Raw genomic sequence first — 15,399 nt, forward strand, 5'->3', positions numbered from 1 at the left:
CGGCCGGGGTGAAGGGCAGGATGGGTGTGTATGCCGAGGGGGCCGTGCGGGTCCGTGGGGTGGTGAGTACGGCGTGATCCACGAGGTGGACCAGGTGTTGCGGAGCCTGTTGACCAGCGGTGCGCTGGAGGGTTCCGGCATCGAGGTCTCCTTCGACGCGCCGACCCGCGACTGGTCGGCCCGCCGCAACGGACCCGTGATCAACAGCTACCTGTACGACATCCGGGAGGACGTGCACCGGCGTCAGCGCGGTCACGTCGACGTCCGTGACGAGCGGGACGTCGTGGTCAAGCGCCGCCAGCCGCCCCGGTGGTTCCGGCTGTCGTACCTGGTGACGGCGTGGACGAAGCGGCCCGAGGACGAGCACCGGCTGATCAGCGCGGTGCTCGCGACGCTGATCCCGCGGGAGCTGATCCACCCGTCGGAACTGCCGGGCTCGCTGGGCGCGCTGGGTCTGACGATCCCGCTGTCGTGCGCCGGCATCCAGACCGAGGCCCGTTCCCTCGCCGAGATCTGGTCGGCGCTCGGCGGCGAGCTCAAGCCGTCCCTGGACGTCGTGATCACGGCCCCCTTCCCGGCCTACCCCGAGTACGACGCCGGTCCGCCGGTCACCGAGGGCGCCGCCGTGCGGGTGCGCGCCGGGGTCGAGGACACCGCGCCGGTGCTTGAGGAGCGGGCCCACCGGCCGGGCCAGGTCGCCGAGGCCGCGGCCGCCCGGAGGGGCCGGGCGTGACCCTGGACGTCTCCCTGGAGCCGGCCGCCGCGCTTCTGACCCGGCTGTCCGCGCTGCGCGACCGGGTCGCCGCCCTCGTCGCCCACCGCTCGGCCGACGACCCGACGGCCGGCGACCCGCTGCGCGGCCTCTACCTCTCCGAGGAAGCGGTACGGCACCTCCTGCGCCCCGAGCCCGAACCGGCCGAACTCCCCTCCCTGGCCGACGGTTTCACCGACCCGCTCGCCGCCCTCGCGGCCCGCCTGCGCCTCGCCCCCCTCGACACCACCCTCCTCCTCATCGCCCTCGCCCCCGACCTCGACCGCACCTTCGAGCAGCTGTACGGCTACCTCAACGACGACGTCGGCCGCCGCCGCGCCACCGTCGGCCTCGCCCTCGACCTGTACGGCGCCCCCGCGCACCTGGCGGCGGCCCGCGCCCGCTTCCACCCCACCGCCCCGCTCAGCGCGCTCGGTCTGCTCACCGTCGAGGAGCCCGAACGCCCCTTCCTCAGCCGCTCGTTGCGCGTCCCCGACCGGGTCCTGGCGCACCTCCTCGGCGACGACACCCCGGACGCGGCGCTGACCGGACACCTGCGGGAGCCGTCGTACGGCAGTGAGCCCGCCGACACGGAGTTCGTCCGCCGGGTGGCCGCGCGGATCGCCGCCGGGCCGCTCTTCGCCTTCCTGCGGGAACGGCGGGAGGGCGAGGGCCTCGGCTGTGCGACGGCCGCGCTGCGGCTCGCGGGGCGGGCGGCGCTGCACTACACCGGGCCCGAGGAGCGGATCCCGGAGCTGCTGCGGGAGGCTCGCCTGAGCGGGCGGGCGATCCTGGTCGACAGCGACCAACCGGGTCCTTTCCTGCGGGCGTTGAGCGTCGGCGCCGCCGCGGACGTCACCGTGCTGGTCACGACCGCCCGCCCCTACGACCCCCAGTGGTGCGACCACCGCGACCCGCTCGTCCTCGACGTGCCCTCCCGGCGCACCGCCGCCCTGGACGCCTGGGCGGCCGTGCTGCCCGGCGACCCCGGCTTCGACCTCGCCGCGACCGTCGCCCCGTACCACCTCGGCGGCGAGCGCCTCACCCGGGCGGCCCGTTCCGCGCAGGACCTCGCCGCCTTCGACGGCACCCCGCTGACCGCCGCCCACCTGCGGCTGGGCGCCCGGCAGCAGTCCGCCTCCGGCCTGGAACAGCACGCCCGCCGGATCCGGCCCGCCGTCGACTGGCGCGACCTGGTGCTGCCCGACCGGCCGCTCACCGAACTGCGGGAACTCGCCCTGCGCGCCCGCCACCGCGACCGGGTGCTCGGCGACTGGCGGCTGAGCGCGGGCGGCGGCCGGGGACGCGGAGTGCTCGGCCTCTTCGCGGGCGAGTCGGGCACCGGCAAGACCCTGTCGGCGGAGGTGGTGGCCGCCGAACTCGGCCTCGACCTCTACGTCGTCCAGCTCTCCTCCGTCGTCGACAAGTACGTCGGCGAGACCGAGAAGAACCTCGAACGGATCTTCACCGAGGCCGACCGCACCGACGCCGTGCTGCTCTTCGACGAGGCCGACGCCGTCTTCGGCAAGCGCTCCGAGGTCAAGGACGCCCACGACCGGTACGCCAACCTGGAGTCGGCCTATCTCCTGCAGCGTCTGGAGGCCTTCGACGGCATCGCGCTGCTCACCACCAACCTGCGTGCCAACATCGACGAGGCCTTCACCCGCCGCCTGGACCTGGTGATCGACTTCCCGTTCCCGGACGAGGAGCAGCGGCTGGCGCTGTGGCGGCACGGCCTGGTGCACGTCCCCAGCGAGCCGGACATCGAACTGCACGTGCTGGCCCGGGACTTCGAGCTGGCCGGCGGCGCGATCCGCAGCGCGGTCGTCACCGCCGCCTACTTCGCCGCCGCCCACGACCGGCCCCTCACCGCGGCCGACCTCCTGGAGGGAGCCCGCCGCGAGTACCGCAAGGCGGGCCGGCTGGTACCGGGGACCTGGTGACCGGTCCCCGCCGTCCGTCCGCAACGCGGCTCTGCACGGCCGTCCCGACGGGAACGTCGACGTCCGGCTCGCCCGGGACGGCGGCACGACGCGGATCACCGTCAGCGACGACGGCCCCGGCATCCCGCCCGGCCGGTACCACGCCATGACGGAGCGCTTCACGCGCGGCGAGCGCACCCGAGCCCCCGGATCCGGCCTGGGGCTCGCCCTCGTCGAGCAGCAGACCCGGCTCCACCACGGCACACTCCACCTCGGACGCGGCCCCGCCGGTGGACTCCAGGCGGTCGTCAGCATTCCTGCGGAGCCGGGACCCGAGGCCGGGCAGCCGGGGCCGGACAGCTCCTGAGCGCTCCGCTCGAAGTGCCGCGATGTGCCGTCTGCCGTCTGCGGCGCCGTCGTGGCCGGTCGCGCAGTTCCTCCCCCAGCCTTCGGCCGGGGGGACCCCCAGCGCCCCTACAGGGCGCTGCAGTGCGGGATCAGTCGCCCGACGGGTGCACGATCAGCCACTCCTGGTCGTCGTCGTTCGAGCAGTAGTACAGGGTCAGGTTGGTGTCGTTGCCGCCGGTGCTGTAGCCCGCGACGTCCAGGCAGAGGTTGTTGCTGGCGAAGTTGCGGATCCAGTAGGCGCCGCTGGGCTGCTTGTCGATCCACCACAGCTGGTTGTCGCCCTTGGTGCCGTCGCACTTGTACTCGGTGATCGGTGCGGACAGCTTGGCCGAGCCGTAGTCGGGCAGGTCCATGCACAACTGGTCCTTGGCGTTGCGGATCTGGAAGAGCGCGGACGAGCCGGGACCGTCCTTCGCGTACTGCACCTCAAGGTTCCACAGCTGGTTGTCGTTGGTGGTCTCGTCGCAGGTGTACTCGCGCACCGGGCCGTTGCTGGTGCCGTCGCCGTAGCCGGGGATGTCGGCGCACTTCTTGGTGGTCGTGTTGCGGAGCAGGATGTTCCGCGCCGGCACGACCGGCTTCGCGGCCTTCTTCTTCGTCGCCTGCGGGGCCGGCTGGGACTGGCCGCCGCCGCCCGCCTGGGTGTCGGACGAGCCGTTGCCGTCGTTCGCCGGCTGCTGCTCCGTCGGGGTCGGGGAGGGCGCCGGTGCGGCCACCAGGGGGGCGCTGGCCGTGGGGCTGGGGGCGATGCTGCTCACCCCGGCCTCCTGGGTCTGTTCCTGGGCGAGGCTTCCGACCTTCGGCTTGTAGCTGATCCAGATCAGGGCGAAGGTGAGGGCGAGCGCCAGCAGGGTGCCGAAGAGGGTGGCCAGCCAGCGGGGCAGGAAGCCGCGCTGGATGTAGGTGCCGTCCACAGGCTGTGGATTGACGCCCGACCGCTGGACGGTGAGGGCGTACGGCCGCTGCTCCTTGGGCCCGAACCAGATGATCCGCCGGGGCTTGAGGGTGGCTTTGACGAAGGCGGCGCGGCCCGGCTCGATCTGGACGTTGCTGGGGTGCAGGTCGTAGACGAGCTGGTCGCCGTTGTCGCTGCCGCTGACCGAGGCGGTCAGCTTCGTGTTGCCGAGGTTGTCGATCGCCAGCTGGGGGCGGCCCCGGAACCGGCCCTTGACCGTCGGCGGGACCAGCTCCGCGCGCAGCTCGGTGAAGGGGGTGATGGTGAGGTTGCCCTCGGGGACGGTGACCGCTTCGGGGTGCTCGGTGGGCGTGATGCGGACCGCGTAGGGGTTCGGGCCGGCCGTCGCGTCCGGGGTGCGGGGCGGGGCGAAGGTGAGCTCCACCGTGCCCGTGGTCCCCGGGTAGAGCCGGAGCGTGGCGGGCTCGACCGTCGTCCAGGGCGCGATGGGGCCCACCGGTTCGAAGCGGTACTCGTCGACGACGTCACCGGTGTTGCGAAGCCGCAGGCGTACCCGGGTCGAGGCGCCCGGGTCCACGGTCGCGGAGGCGGGTTCGAGGGAGGTCCACAGGGTCACGGGGTCACCGTCAGCTTGAAGGCTTCGAGCCAGAGCGTGTTGTCGAGGGTGCCGACGAAATCGAGTGCGTTGTTGTCGCTGCGCGAACCCTGGCACCACTGGTCGCCCCAGTCGTGGTCCCGGACCTTGGCGTAGTTGCAGCCCTTGCCGTTGCCGACGTTGAAGGCGAAGCCCTCGATGTAGGGGTCGGACGCCTTGGTGCTGCCGATGTAGTTGTCCTTGCCGTCGGCGATGATCGCCGTCCAGTTCGGGCTCCACGTGCCCTGGCCGTTGGTGGACTGGGGGTCGTAGTGGAACCAGTTGGCGGCGGAGCCCTGGACGCCGTACACCGCGAGGTTGATGGCCTTGATCGGCACGTTCTTGCCGACGGTGCCGGACATGGTGCCGTCGCAGACGGGCTTCTGCCAGCCGCTGCCCTGGACGTAGGAGCGGTAGCAGATGTGCCGCCCGGACGGGTCGTCGGCGGCGAGGCGGTTGACGGCGGTCGCCGCGGTGTCCTGCTTGGGCTTGGCGGTCACGGTGGCCGTCGCGCCCCCGCCGCCCCCGCCCCCGCCTCCGCTTCCACCGCCGTCGCCGTTCCCGGTGTCCGCCGCGGGCGCCGTCGACGGCGTCTCGGTGGGGGCCGGGGGCGGGGGCGGGGTGACGGACGGGCTCGGGGCGATGCTGCTCACCCCGGCTTCCACGGGCTGTTCCTGGGCGAGGCTCTGCACGTGGGGTCTGTAGTTGAACCAGATCAGGGCGAAGGTGACGGCGAGCGCCAGCAGGGTGCCGAAGAGGGTGGCCAGCCAGCGGGGCAGGAAGCCGCGCTGGATGTACGTCCCGTCGATGGGCTCCGGCTGCACCCCCGACCGCTGCACGGTGAGCCGGTAGGGCCGCTGCTCCTTGGGCCCGAACCAGATGATCCGCCGGGGCTTCAGCGTGGCGTCGACGAAGGCGGCGCGGCCCGGCTCGATCTGGACGTTGCTGGGGTGCAGGTCGTAGACGAGCTGGTCGCCGTTGTCGCTGCCGCTGACCGAGGCGGTCAGCTTCGTGTTGCCGAGGTTGTCGATCGCCAGCTTCGGACGGCCCCGGAACCGGCCCTTGACCGTCGGCGGGACCAGCTCCGCGCGCAGCTCGGTGAAGGGGGTGATGGTGAGGTTGCCCTCGGGGACGGTGACGGCCTCGGGGTGCTCGGTGGGCGTGATGCGGACCGCGTAGGGGTTCGGGCCGGCCGTCGCGTCCGGGGTGCGCGGCGGGGCGAACGTCAGCTCGACCGTGCCCGTGGTCCCCGGGTAGAGCCGGAGCGTGGCGGGCTCGACCGTCGTCCAGGGCGCGATGGGGCCCACCGGTTCGAAGCGGTACTCGTCGACGACGTCACCGGTGTTGCGAAGCCGCAGGCGTACACGGGTCGAGGCGCCCGGGTCCACGGTCGCGGAGGCGGGTTCGAGGGAGGTCCAGAGGCTCACGTCAAGACGCTAGTGGGCCGAGGAGCGGCACATCACCGGACTCCGGGGCAGAGTTGACCGTGCCGAGGGCGGTGCCGCTGCCCTCGGGGACGGGCCGACGGGGCCGTACGGACAGGATGGCCTGCCCTCGCCGCCGCCGGCCCGACCGGGGTCAGTCCATATCCATGCGGTCGGCGGCGCCGGAGGAGGTGACGGGGGCCGCCTGTCCCGAGGCGGCGGCCTGCCGGATCCGGTCGGCGACCTCCTTGGGCGCACCCTTGAGGTTGGCGGTGCGCACCTCCTCGACCACCGACGCGAACGCGCCCGCGAGATGCCCCGCCTCGGTGATCCGCTTCGGCAGCCAGCGGAACTCCATCTGGACGCCCTGCTGCCCGCCCGTGTGCTCCCGGGACAGGTGCGGCGACGCGGGGTCGGGCTTCTTGAACGGCTTCCCGGACGACAGGACGTACAGCTCCGCGTTGTCGCCGTTGAGGACCTTGTTCAGCAGCATGTAGGTGGCCTCGAGCGGGTTCTGGTCCGGGGAGGCCGGGCCGCCCGCTTCCTCGGGCGGACCGTAGGCCGGGGTCCGCTGGGCGTTGGCGCCCCTGCCGAACGGCTTGAGGAAGGCCAGCCAGAACCCGACGTTGGTCTCCGCGACCTCCTCGTGCAGCCACTTGGTGAGGAGCATGAGGTCCTCGTGGTCGAAGTTGAGATTCCGGATCGTGTCCGTGGTCGCCTGTGACTTGACCTGCGCCAGGTTCCCGAGCTTGGCCAGGTGCGAGACGGCGTTCTTCTCCGTGGAGGTCTCGCCGATCGCGTCCGTCATCACCATCGCGCTGCCGATCGCGTAGGACGCGGTCAGGGTCAGCACACCGGTCAGCGCCTCCCGGTCCAGCTCGCCCAGCTGCGGCATCTTCGCGGCGAGGAACGACCGCACCTTGTGCGAGGCCTGCACCACGGCCCCGGTCGCGTGCAGCTGGGCCGCGCGCGTGTGCTCCTTGCCCTTGGGGGCCGGCGGGTACTCGACCTTCTGCTGGGCCTCGTAGAGGTGCGGCAGCCCGGACGGCAGGATGCCCGCGGTGGCCTGGAGGTACAGGCTGTGCTTGGCCTCCTTCTGGTAGGCGGCGATCGCCTTCTGCAGCTCCGGGTCCTTGAACAGCTCGGGACCCAGCCACGTCTCGAGTTCCGCCAGCGGGAAGCCGGTGGCGAACTCGCCGCCCGAGCCGGGGATGAACGAGGCGAAGGACCGCGGGTCGTGGGCGAACATGCCGGCCACGTGGTCGTCGATCTCCTGCGCCATCTCCAGGACCGTGCGGTCGGAGCCCGGCGCCAGCTCGTCCACGGCCTCGGTGACGTACTCGAGGTTGCCGATGGGGTCGTAGTCGGCGTCGTCGGGCACCGGGGAACGCCCGTCGGGCGCGGTGAGGTCGCTCACCGCCTCGTGGATGTCCCGGCCGCGGTGCTGGAGGACGTTGTGGTCCGTGACGACGTTCATGCGCTTGCCGGACGCGATATCACTGGCGTACCCGGCGCCGCCGTAGAAGAACGACGCGAGGGCGGCGTGCGGCTGGCGCCCCTCGATCGGCCTGAGGCCGGCGCTGGACTGCTTCACCTCGTAGCTGGGCACGCTCAGCTCCGCCTCGAAGCCGACCAGCCGCTGGATCGGGGCGGACCCGCCGGCGGCCGGTTCCGGAGCCGGACCGGGCCGGGTGCCGTCCTGCGTCCGCTGTACCGGGGACGGCGCGGGCCCGCTCATCACCCGGTCGGCCTTCTGCTCGGCGTGCCGCTCGCCGGAGTCGCCCTTGCTGGACAGGCTCACGTCGCCGCCGACGTTGGTGCCGGGCACCGGGCCCGCCAACTGGTCCTCGACGTGGGTGAGTTCGTGCGCCCAGTCCTTCTTCGTCATGGTGTCGCCGACGACGATGTTCCGGCCGGTGGTGAGCGCCCTGGCGCCCAGTTCCTGCGCCGCCGCCCTGGCCGCCGAGCCCTTGTGGACCCGTACGCCGCTGAAGTCCGCGCCGCCGAAGCGGCCCTCCATCTCGGACCGGAGCCCGGGTTCCAGGTTCTCGCCGGCGGTCTTGACCACGTCATGGACCAGGGCCCGGCGCTGCACCGGCAGATGGCCGCAGCCCGGGTCGTGCTCGTGCCGGTCCTGGGCGGCCTCCCGCTGCACCGGCAGATGGCCGCAGCCCGCGTCGTGCCGGTGGCGCTGCGCGGCGATCGTGGCCGACACCGCCGCGTTGCCCGCCAGCCGCTGCAGGACCGGCAGTCCGGCGGCGGTGGTGGGCACGGGCGCCGGGCCCGCGCCCGTCGGGACGCCCAGAGCCTTCGGGGCGCGCACCGCCCCGGACCGCTCGGCCTTGCCCGGCTCCTCCTGCGTGTACATGGACCAGGACCACCCTCCGGCGACGGTTTCTCGATCCATCCCTACGGCAGCGGCACCGGGCGGACAAGGGCCGTCGGGGCAGTCTTGGGGGCAGCGGACGCCGCTGTCCTCCACCGGCCGTGGATCTCCTGCCGATTGGCGGGCGCGGCGGCCGCCGCATGTGGTAAACGTCGACGACTCATGCCGCACCGACGGTACCCGCGGCACCTGTCGTACCAGGAGTACCGCGGCGTGCGCCCAGCGGCCTTCCGGCCCCGGATGCCCCAACGGGCACTGTCCGGGGCAATATCGGTGCCCCCGCTCTGAGCCTCATGGACGTTTCCGAAGCGCGCTTCGCGCGTGAGGGTGGGAAGCGTTCCTGTCTCGTACCCCGAGGAGAGCAGAGCATGCCGTCCTACCTGTCGCCCGGCGTCTACGTCGAGGAGGTGGCCAGCGGCTCGCGCCCCATCGAGGGGGTGGGCACGTCGGTGGCGGCCTTCGTGGGCCTGGCCCCGACCGGTCCGCTGAACGAGCCGACGCTGGTGACCAACTGGACGCAGTACGTCGCGTCCTTCGGTGAGTTCACCGACGGGTACTACCTCGCGCACTCCGTCTACGGCTTCTTCAACAACGGCGGCACGGCGGCCTACGTGGTCCGTGTCGGCGGCAGCAGGGAAGACGCCGAGGGCACCGTCAACGCGCCCGCCGCCGTCGGGAGTTCGGCCGCTCCGGCCGCCCTGCCGCCCGGCGAGGCCAAGCAGCTCGGCACCTTCACCGTCAGCGCCATCGCCTCCGGCGACCTGAGCGTCGAGGTCGCCGACCCGGAGGGCGAGGGCCCCGCCGAACGCTTCAAGCTGGTCGTCAAGGACGGCGGCAAGACCGCCGAGACCTTCGACGTGACCGCGAAGAAGGGCGGCCGCAACTACGTGGTCACCCAGGTCAAGGAGCGCTCCAAGCTCATCACCGTGACCGAGGCCGCGCCCGCCGCGCAGCTGGCCCGTCCGGAGAACCAGACGGTGGCCCTCGCGGCCCCGACCCAGACGCCGGCGTCCGCGTCCCCCGTCGCGGGCGCCGGCTCGCACCCCGGCCCCGCCGACTACCTCGGCGACTCGGCCGACCGCACCGGCTTCGGCGGCCTGGAGGCCGTCGACGAGATCTCCATGGTCGCGGTCCCCGACCTGATGGCCGCCTACCAGCGCGGCGCGATCGACCTGGAGGCCGTCAAGGCCGTCCAGCTCGGCCTGATCGCGCACTGCGAGCTGATGGGCGACCGGGTCGCCGTCATCGACCCGCCGCCGAGCCTCAACGCCCGCCAGATCCGGGTCTGGCGCCAGGAGACGGCCGGCTACGACTCCAAGTACGCGGCCCTGTACTACCCCTGGATCAAGACCTTCGACCCGTCCTCCGGCCAGTCCCGGCTGATCCCGCCGTCCGGCCACGTGGCCGGCGTCTGGGCCCGCAACGACGCCGAGCGCGGCGTCCACAAGGCCCCGGCGAACGAGGTGATCCGCGGCGCGGTGGACCTGGAGCTCCAGATCACCCGCGGTGAGCAGGACCTGCTCAACCCGATCGGCGTGAACTGCATCCGCGCCTTCCCCGGCCGCGGCATCCGCATCTGGGGCGCGCGCACGCTGTCCTCCGACCCGGCCTGGCGCTACCTGAACATCCGCCGGTACTTCAACTACCTGGAGGAGTCGATCCTGATCGGCACCCAGTGGGTGGTCTTCGAGCCCAACGACCACAACCTCTGGGCCCGCATCCGGCGCAACATCTCCGCGTTCCTGGTCAACGAGTGGCGCAGCGGCGCCCTGTTCGGGCAGCGGCCCGAGGAGGCGTACTACGTCAAGTGCGACGAGGAGACCAACCCGCCGGAGTCGGTCGACGTCGGCCGCGTGATCTGCGAGATCGGCATCGCCCCGGTCAAGCCCGCCGAGTTCGTGATCTTCCGGCTGGCCCAGTTCAGCAGCGGCAGCGGCGAGTTGCAGGAGTAGCGGGCCTTCGGTCCCCAACCCCCTTGATGTCACGGCACCTTGAGAAGAACGGGCAGTAACACATGAGTCTCCAGCCGGGTGACGCCCTCACATCGCACAATTTCGGCCTGCAGATCGACGGCGTGATGGTCGAGTACCTCGCCGAGGTCAGCGGCATGACGATGGAGCAGGACGTCATCACCTACCAGCAGAACACGCCGGACGGGAAGAACCACGTCCGCAACCTGCCGGGCGTGAAGAAGAACGGCACCTGCACGGTCGTCCGCGGTATGACCCAGTCCTCGTCGTTCACCCAGTGGATCAACGAGTCGATCAACGGCCAGATGGCCACGGCCCGCAAGAACGCCTCCATCATCATGATGGACTTCGAGAACAACCCGGTGAAGCGCTACAACCTGCGCAACGCCTGGTGCAGCAAGATCGACACCAGCACGGTGAAGGCGGGCGAGGCGGCCGCGCTGACCGAGACGGTGACCATCACGTTCGAAGAACTGGTCATCGAGTAATGAGGCGCTCGGCTGTCAGGGCCCAGGGCGTGGGGGCGCCGCTCGCACCGGAGGCGGCGGCGCCCCAGGCCCCTCAGCAACCGGAGACGCCCGTCGAGGTGCTGCGCACGGAGTTCCCGTTCCAGCTTCCGCGCGGGTACGTCGACGAGCAGGGCACCGTCCACCGCGACGGCGTGATGCGCCTGTCGACGGCGCGGGACGAGCTGATCCCGCTGCGGGACGTCCGCGTCCAGGAGAACCCCGCGTTCCTGTCGGTGGTGCTCCTTGGCCGGGTCATCACCCGCCTCGGCACGCTCCCGCTCGTCCACGACGGGATCGTGGAGAACATGTTCGCCTCCGACCTGGCGTTCCTCCAGGACTTCTACCGCCAGATCAACGCCGAGGGACACACCCGGGCCGCGGTCAACTGCCCGCACTGCTCCGAGCCCTTCGAAGTGGAACTCGGCGGGAGCCGCCTGGGGGAATCGTGACGTACGCGACCGACCGGCTGCACGAGGAGATCGCGTACGTCGCCTACCACTTCCACTGGAACCTGGAGGACATCCTGGACCTGGAGCACGCCGACCGCCGCCGCTACACGGCGGAGATCGCGTCTCTGGTGACCAGGGCGGCGGCCTCCGCAGGGGCGGAGGGCTGACGGGTGGGGCTGTGGGATCGGGTGCGGGGGCGCGGACGCGGGTCCGGGGCCGAAGAGGCCGGCGACTCCGGGAACGGGAACGGGCCTGAGGCTCCCGTGGAGGCGCGGCGTCCCGTGGTGGCGGCGGCCTGGTCCGGCCTGCCGCCGATCCAGCGTGCGCTGGGGACGGGCGGGCCGGTCGCGGACGCCGGGTTCGGCGGCCGGCTGCCGACCTGGCAGAACCCGTCGTTCATGGGCACGCGCTCGCACGCGGTCCTGGACGGCGAGTCGAGCGCGGGTCTTGCCGGTGGCGGCCGCCCGGGAACGCCCGGAGCGGGGGCCGTGTCCGGCCTCGAACGCCCGGTGCAGTCACTGCCGTTGGCGGGGCCGACGGGAGCGGCGGGGCAGGCGGGGCCGACGGCCGGCCGGAGGGCGGCCGTTCCGGTGGTGCCGTTGCGGGCGGTCGGGAGCGGATCGGCGGGGTCAGCTGGGTCCATGGGGTCTACTGGGTCTGCTGGGTCCATTCAGTCAGCTGGGTCTGCTCGGTCTGTGGGATCGGCCGGATCAGCTGGTTCGGCCGGATCGGCTGGTTCGATGGCGCCGGCGGTGCAGCGGGTGCCGTTGGCGGGGCGGCACGGTGGTGGTGCGGCCATGCAGCGGCCGGGGGCGACTCCGGGAGCCGTACGGAACGGGAACAGCGCGCCGAGCCCGACGGCCCCGCCGACTGTCCAGCGGTCGGTCACGCCGACGGCCGCCGCCTCGTCTTCCGTGTCCTCCGCGGTTCCTCCTGCCGCTTCGGCGGCGGTGCCGGTGGCGTGGGCGCCGCAGCCGACTCCGGTCGTTCCGGCTCCGGCCACCGGTCCGCGCGTCGCGCCGGCACCTCCCGTCCCGCCGCGCCGCAGCGCGCTGACGACGGCGCCGGCGAGCCCGTCGGTGGCGGCTGTGCAGCGGCGTACGTTGCCGTCGACGCCGCGGGTGACGGCCGCCGAGAGCGCGGTGCCTGCGTCGGGCGAGGGTGACCGAGGCGGCGCCGGAACGGCGGCGGACGGGGTCGTTCAGCGGGCGGTCGAGGGCGGCGGCGGGGATCCGGTGCGGGTGAGCGGGGGCTGGTCGCGCCCGCGCGGTGACGGCCGTACCTCCTCAGGCAGCGCTCCGCGAGCTCCTCGGGCCGCTGCCCCCGGACGGGCGCCGGCACCTGCCGTCGTACAGCGGTCCGCGTCCGGTGGCGGACCGGCACCTGCCCGGCGGAGCACGGCGGCTCCGGGTCCGGGTCCGAGTCCGAGTCCGAGTCCGACCAGAGTGTTCTCCGGCGGTGGCGATGGCGGTGGCGGTGGTACGGCTCCGGCATCCGCTTCGCCCACACCGACACCCCCTCCTGTCCCTTCCACGGCCCCTGCGCCACCCTCGGCATCCGCAACACCCACGCCGTCCGCCGCGCCCCCGGGCAACGGCGGGCCTTCCGGCATGTCCGGCGCCGGGGCGCGGACCCCTGTGCAACGGCAGGCGGTGAGCGACGGCCGAACCCCGGGCCCTCCGACCGCGCCCGGCAAGTCGGCGGCGGTCCAGGAGCAGTCGCCCGGCGGTCCCGGGACAGCCTCGGTTCAGCGCAGTGCCGTCACGGGCCCGGCCGCCCGGAACACACCACCGTCCCCGGAAAGCGGTCGTACGGGGGCCAGTTCGGCACCGACGCCCGGGACCGGTACGGCGGCCACCGGTGCCACCGGCAGCGAAGCCGCCACGGCTGCTTCGCCCACCGCCGGAGCCACGCCCCCTGCCCCACGCGCCTCCGCCGTCCCGCAGAGCGCGCGGCCCTCGGCATCCCCGGCCGCGAGCGGTGGCCGCGAGGCGTCTGTGCAGCGAACGACACGGGAGGGCGCCGGCGCAACCGATGCCGTACGGGAAGCGCCCCGTCCGGCAGGGCGAGGTGCCGTACCGGCTGCCGTGCCGATGCCACCGGGCGAGCCCGGCCGAGACGCAGCGGCCGGCACCTCGACGACGGCGGCCATGCCCGCTTCCGCGCCGGCTCCCGTTCAGCGTGCCGCGACGACCCCGGCCGCCCCTCGCCCCGGCCTCGGCGCTCCGCTGTCGCCCGCGGCCGGGAACGGTGGCCGTGAGGTGCCCGTACAGCGACGGACGACGGAGGGCCGGCAGCCCTCCTCCGCTGCCATGCCGGATGTCCGGACCTCGCCAGGTCCCCGCGAGCCGGGAACCGCCCCGTCGTCCGTCGGCCCGGCCACGGCGGCCCGGCCCACTCCGGCGCCGGCTCCCGCTCCCGCCTCCGTGCAGCGCGCCGGTACGACCACCCCCCACGCACCCCGTCTCGGCCTCGGCGCCCCCGTCGTGGGCCCCGTCCCGAGTGCGGCTGCCGCGAGGTCCACCGGCCGCCAGGCGGCTGTGCCGTCCGTGCAGCGGCAACCGGCGTCGAGTGGCTCGTCGGCTGGTTCGTCGAGCGGTTCGGTGAGTGGTTCTTCGGGCGACCAACCGGCCGCCTTTTCCCGGCCGGTGCCCGGAGCGCCCCGACCGGTGCAGCGAGCTTCGGCACCGGACCTGCCCACGACGACGGCCGAGCGTGCCCAGCCGACTCAGCCGACTCGGCCCGGCCCCACCGGCTCCGCGCCGACGCCACCACCCTCTCTTCCCGGCCCCGCCACGTCGGGCACTTCGGCGACGGCTGCACCGCCTTCGCCCCTTCCGCCCTTCGTCCAGCGCACCGCCGCCCCCGCCTCTGCCACGCCTTTCACCTCTCCCGGCCCCGGAGGCCGCCCGGCAGCCGTGCAGCGCCGGGCACAGTCGCCGCTCCCCTTGACCACCCCGCCTCCCACCGGGCCGACGGCACCCCTGCCCCTCTTCGTGCAGCGAGCCGCGACCGCGCCCGCCGCCCTGCCGGTCAAGCCGGCCACCACCAGCCCCACGCCCACGCCCGCTCAACCTGTCGCCCTGCACCCGACCGCCCCGATCTCCGCCACCACCCCCCTCCCCGTCGCCCCCCTCGGCCACCTCACCGTCCAGCGTGACGCTCTCACCACCGCGTCGCCCGGCGGGCACCACCCCACGAGCTCCCTGAAAAAGGCGCCGGCCACCCACACCACCCGCCCGGCGGCCCCCCGGACCCAGACGTCCAGGCAGCCACCGCCCCTCGACGACCCGCCGCCGCCCGGGTACTCCCCGTCGGCCTCGGCCGCCGACGATCCGCCGCCCGGCTACACGGCGGTCGAGGGTGGCGGTTTCGATCCGCGCGCCCTCACCGAATTCCAGGTGGACGCCCTCGTCCACCGGATCATCGACCGGATCACCCGGCACGTCCGTACCGAACTCCGCCGCGACCGCGAACGCGTGGGAAAGCTCCGCGACTTCCGCCCCTGATCACGACTGATCACGACTGATCACGACGACAGCGCACCCATTCCACAGAAAGGCCCCCGATGGATCGCCAGGACCCGGGAACCACAGTCTGGTTCAGCCTCTCCATCGACGGCGAGGATCTCGGTTACTTCAACGGGTGCGAGGGACTGTCGTCGCAGGTGGAGATCGAGCAGCGGCAGGAGGGCGGGAACAACGGGTTCGTGTGGCAGCTGCCGACCCGGGTCACCTTCTCCCACATCCGGCTGACCCGCCCGCTCACCCCGGACACCTCGAAGGTCGCGAAGTGGATCTCGTCCGTGCAGACGGGGATCGAGCGGCCCACCGGGCAGATCACGGCGCTGCGCGCGGACGGCTCGGAGGTGGCCCGGTGGGGACTCCTTGACGTGCTGCCGGTGAGCTGGCAGGGGCCGTCCCTGGACGCGGGCAGTCCGTCCGTGGCCACGGAGGTCCTGGAGATCGCCCACCACGGCTTCACCGACTGAGCCGACCGAGCTGACAGAGCCGGCAGATCCGGCAGAGCT

At 73.1% G+C, this 15,399-nt stretch carries 13 protein-coding genes and 1 pseudogene; 9 read left to right on the forward strand and 5 right to left on the reverse strand.

Annotation, left to right across the window (positions count from 1 at the left end; translation table 11 throughout):
- Positions 1-73 precede the first annotated feature (73 nt).
- From ABT137_RS26820 to ABT137_RS26830, 3 genes and pseudogenes are all read left to right on the forward strand, one after another.
- Positions 74-733, forward strand: coding sequence for a Pvc16 family protein (locus ABT137_RS26820; RefSeq protein ID WP_351713180.1), 660 nt, complete (start codon positions 74-76; stop codon positions 731-733).
- Entirely contained in the window at positions 730-2,694 is a 1,965-nt protein-coding gene (locus tag ABT137_RS26825; protein WP_351713182.1) for an AAA family ATPase, read from the forward strand. The genes ABT137_RS26820 and ABT137_RS26825 overlap by 4 nt, the downstream gene beginning before the upstream one ends.
- Positions 2,695-2,722: 28 nt before the next feature.
- Positions 2,723-3,040, forward strand: a pseudogene (locus tag ABT137_RS26830) (sensor histidine kinase); the annotation flags it as partial.
- A gap of 130 nt (positions 3,041-3,170) precedes the next feature.
- Here ABT137_RS26830 and ABT137_RS26835 read toward each other — a convergent pair.
- The 3 genes from ABT137_RS26835 to ABT137_RS26845 form a co-directional block, all read right to left on the reverse strand.
- Complete coding sequence (locus tag ABT137_RS26835; RefSeq protein WP_351713184.1) at positions 3,171-4,613, reverse strand: RICIN domain-containing protein; 1,443 nt, start codon at positions 4,611-4,613, stop codon at positions 3,171-3,173.
- Positions 4,610-6,058: a hydrolase gene (locus tag ABT137_RS26840; RefSeq protein WP_351713186.1), complete on the reverse strand. Its 1,449-nt coding sequence runs from the start codon at positions 6,056-6,058 to the stop codon at positions 4,610-4,612. The genes ABT137_RS26835 and ABT137_RS26840 overlap by 4 nt, the downstream gene beginning before the upstream one ends.
- 151 nt (positions 6,059-6,209) lie before the next feature.
- On the reverse strand, positions 6,210-8,423 hold the full coding sequence (locus ABT137_RS26845; protein ID WP_351713188.1) for an eCIS core domain-containing protein: 2,214 nt from the start codon (positions 8,421-8,423) through the stop codon (positions 6,210-6,212).
- 386 nt (positions 8,424-8,809) lie between these two features.
- Here ABT137_RS26845 and ABT137_RS26850 point away from each other — a divergent pair, with 386 nt between their 5' ends.
- From ABT137_RS26850 to ABT137_RS26865, 4 genes are all read left to right on the forward strand, one after another.
- Positions 8,810-10,393: a phage tail sheath subtilisin-like domain-containing protein gene (locus ABT137_RS26850; RefSeq protein ID WP_351713191.1), complete on the forward strand. Its 1,584-nt coding sequence runs from the start codon at positions 8,810-8,812 to the stop codon at positions 10,391-10,393.
- Positions 10,394-10,455: 62 nt separating this feature from the next.
- A complete protein-coding gene (locus tag ABT137_RS26855) occupies positions 10,456-10,899 on the forward strand; it encodes a phage tail protein (protein WP_189262970.1) in 444 nt (147 codons plus the stop codon).
- Positions 10,899-11,369 carry a hypothetical protein gene (locus ABT137_RS26860; RefSeq protein WP_351713193.1) on the forward strand — a complete coding sequence of 157 codons (471 nt, stop codon included), beginning with the start codon at positions 10,899-10,901 and terminating at the stop codon, positions 11,367-11,369. Before ABT137_RS26855 ends, ABT137_RS26860 begins: the two co-directional genes overlap by 1 nt.
- Positions 11,366-11,536 carry a DUF6760 family protein gene (locus ABT137_RS26865; RefSeq protein ID WP_089100305.1) on the forward strand — a complete coding sequence of 57 codons (171 nt, stop codon included), beginning with the start codon at positions 11,366-11,368 and terminating at the stop codon, positions 11,534-11,536. The genes ABT137_RS26860 and ABT137_RS26865 overlap by 4 nt, the downstream gene beginning before the upstream one ends.
- A 503-nt stretch (positions 11,537-12,039) precedes the next feature.
- Here ABT137_RS26865 and ABT137_RS26870 read toward each other — a convergent pair.
- Both ABT137_RS26870 and ABT137_RS26875 read right to left on the reverse strand, forming a co-directional pair.
- Positions 12,040-12,372, reverse strand: a complete 333-nt coding sequence (locus tag ABT137_RS26870) for a hypothetical protein (RefSeq protein WP_351713195.1) — start codon at positions 12,370-12,372, stop codon at positions 12,040-12,042.
- Positions 12,373-13,116: 744 nt separating this feature from the next.
- Positions 13,117-13,269, reverse strand: a complete 153-nt coding sequence (locus tag ABT137_RS26875; protein ID WP_351713197.1) for a hypothetical protein — start codon at positions 13,267-13,269, stop codon at positions 13,117-13,119.
- Between the two features lie 1,048 nt (positions 13,270-14,317).
- Between ABT137_RS26875 and ABT137_RS26880 the strand changes: the two genes are divergently transcribed.
- Both ABT137_RS26880 and ABT137_RS26885 read left to right on the forward strand, forming a co-directional pair.
- A complete protein-coding gene (locus tag ABT137_RS26880) occupies positions 14,318-14,878 on the forward strand; it encodes a hypothetical protein (RefSeq protein WP_351713199.1) in 561 nt (186 codons plus the stop codon).
- Between the two features lie 59 nt (positions 14,879-14,937).
- Positions 14,938-15,360, forward strand: a complete 423-nt coding sequence (locus ABT137_RS26885; RefSeq protein WP_089100302.1) for a phage tail protein — start codon at positions 14,938-14,940, stop codon at positions 15,358-15,360.
- Positions 15,361-15,399: the final 39 nt, after the last annotated feature.

It is taken from the genome of Streptomyces sp. NPDC001980 (assembly GCF_040296885.1).
Lineage (GTDB): Bacteria > Actinomycetota > Actinomycetes > Streptomycetales > Streptomycetaceae > Streptomyces.

Bases quoted from the DNA above. Each gene is read 5' to 3' on its own strand.
- ABT137_RS26845 (WP_351713188.1), bottom strand. From the start codon at position 8,423: ATGTACACGCAGGAGGAGCCGGGCAAGGCCGAGCGGTCCGGGGCGGTG.
- ABT137_RS26850 (WP_351713191.1), top strand. From the start codon at position 8,810: ATGCCGTCCTACCTGTCGCCCGGCGTCTACGTCGAGGAGGTGGCCAGC.
- ABT137_RS26855 (WP_189262970.1), top strand. From the start codon at position 10,456: ATGAGTCTCCAGCCGGGTGACGCCCTCACATCGCACAATTTCGGCCTG.
- ABT137_RS26860 (WP_351713193.1), top strand. From the start codon at position 10,899: ATGAGGCGCTCGGCTGTCAGGGCCCAGGGCGTGGGGGCGCCGCTCGCA.
- ABT137_RS26885 (WP_089100302.1), top strand. From the start codon at position 14,938: ATGGATCGCCAGGACCCGGGAACCACAGTCTGGTTCAGCCTCTCCATC.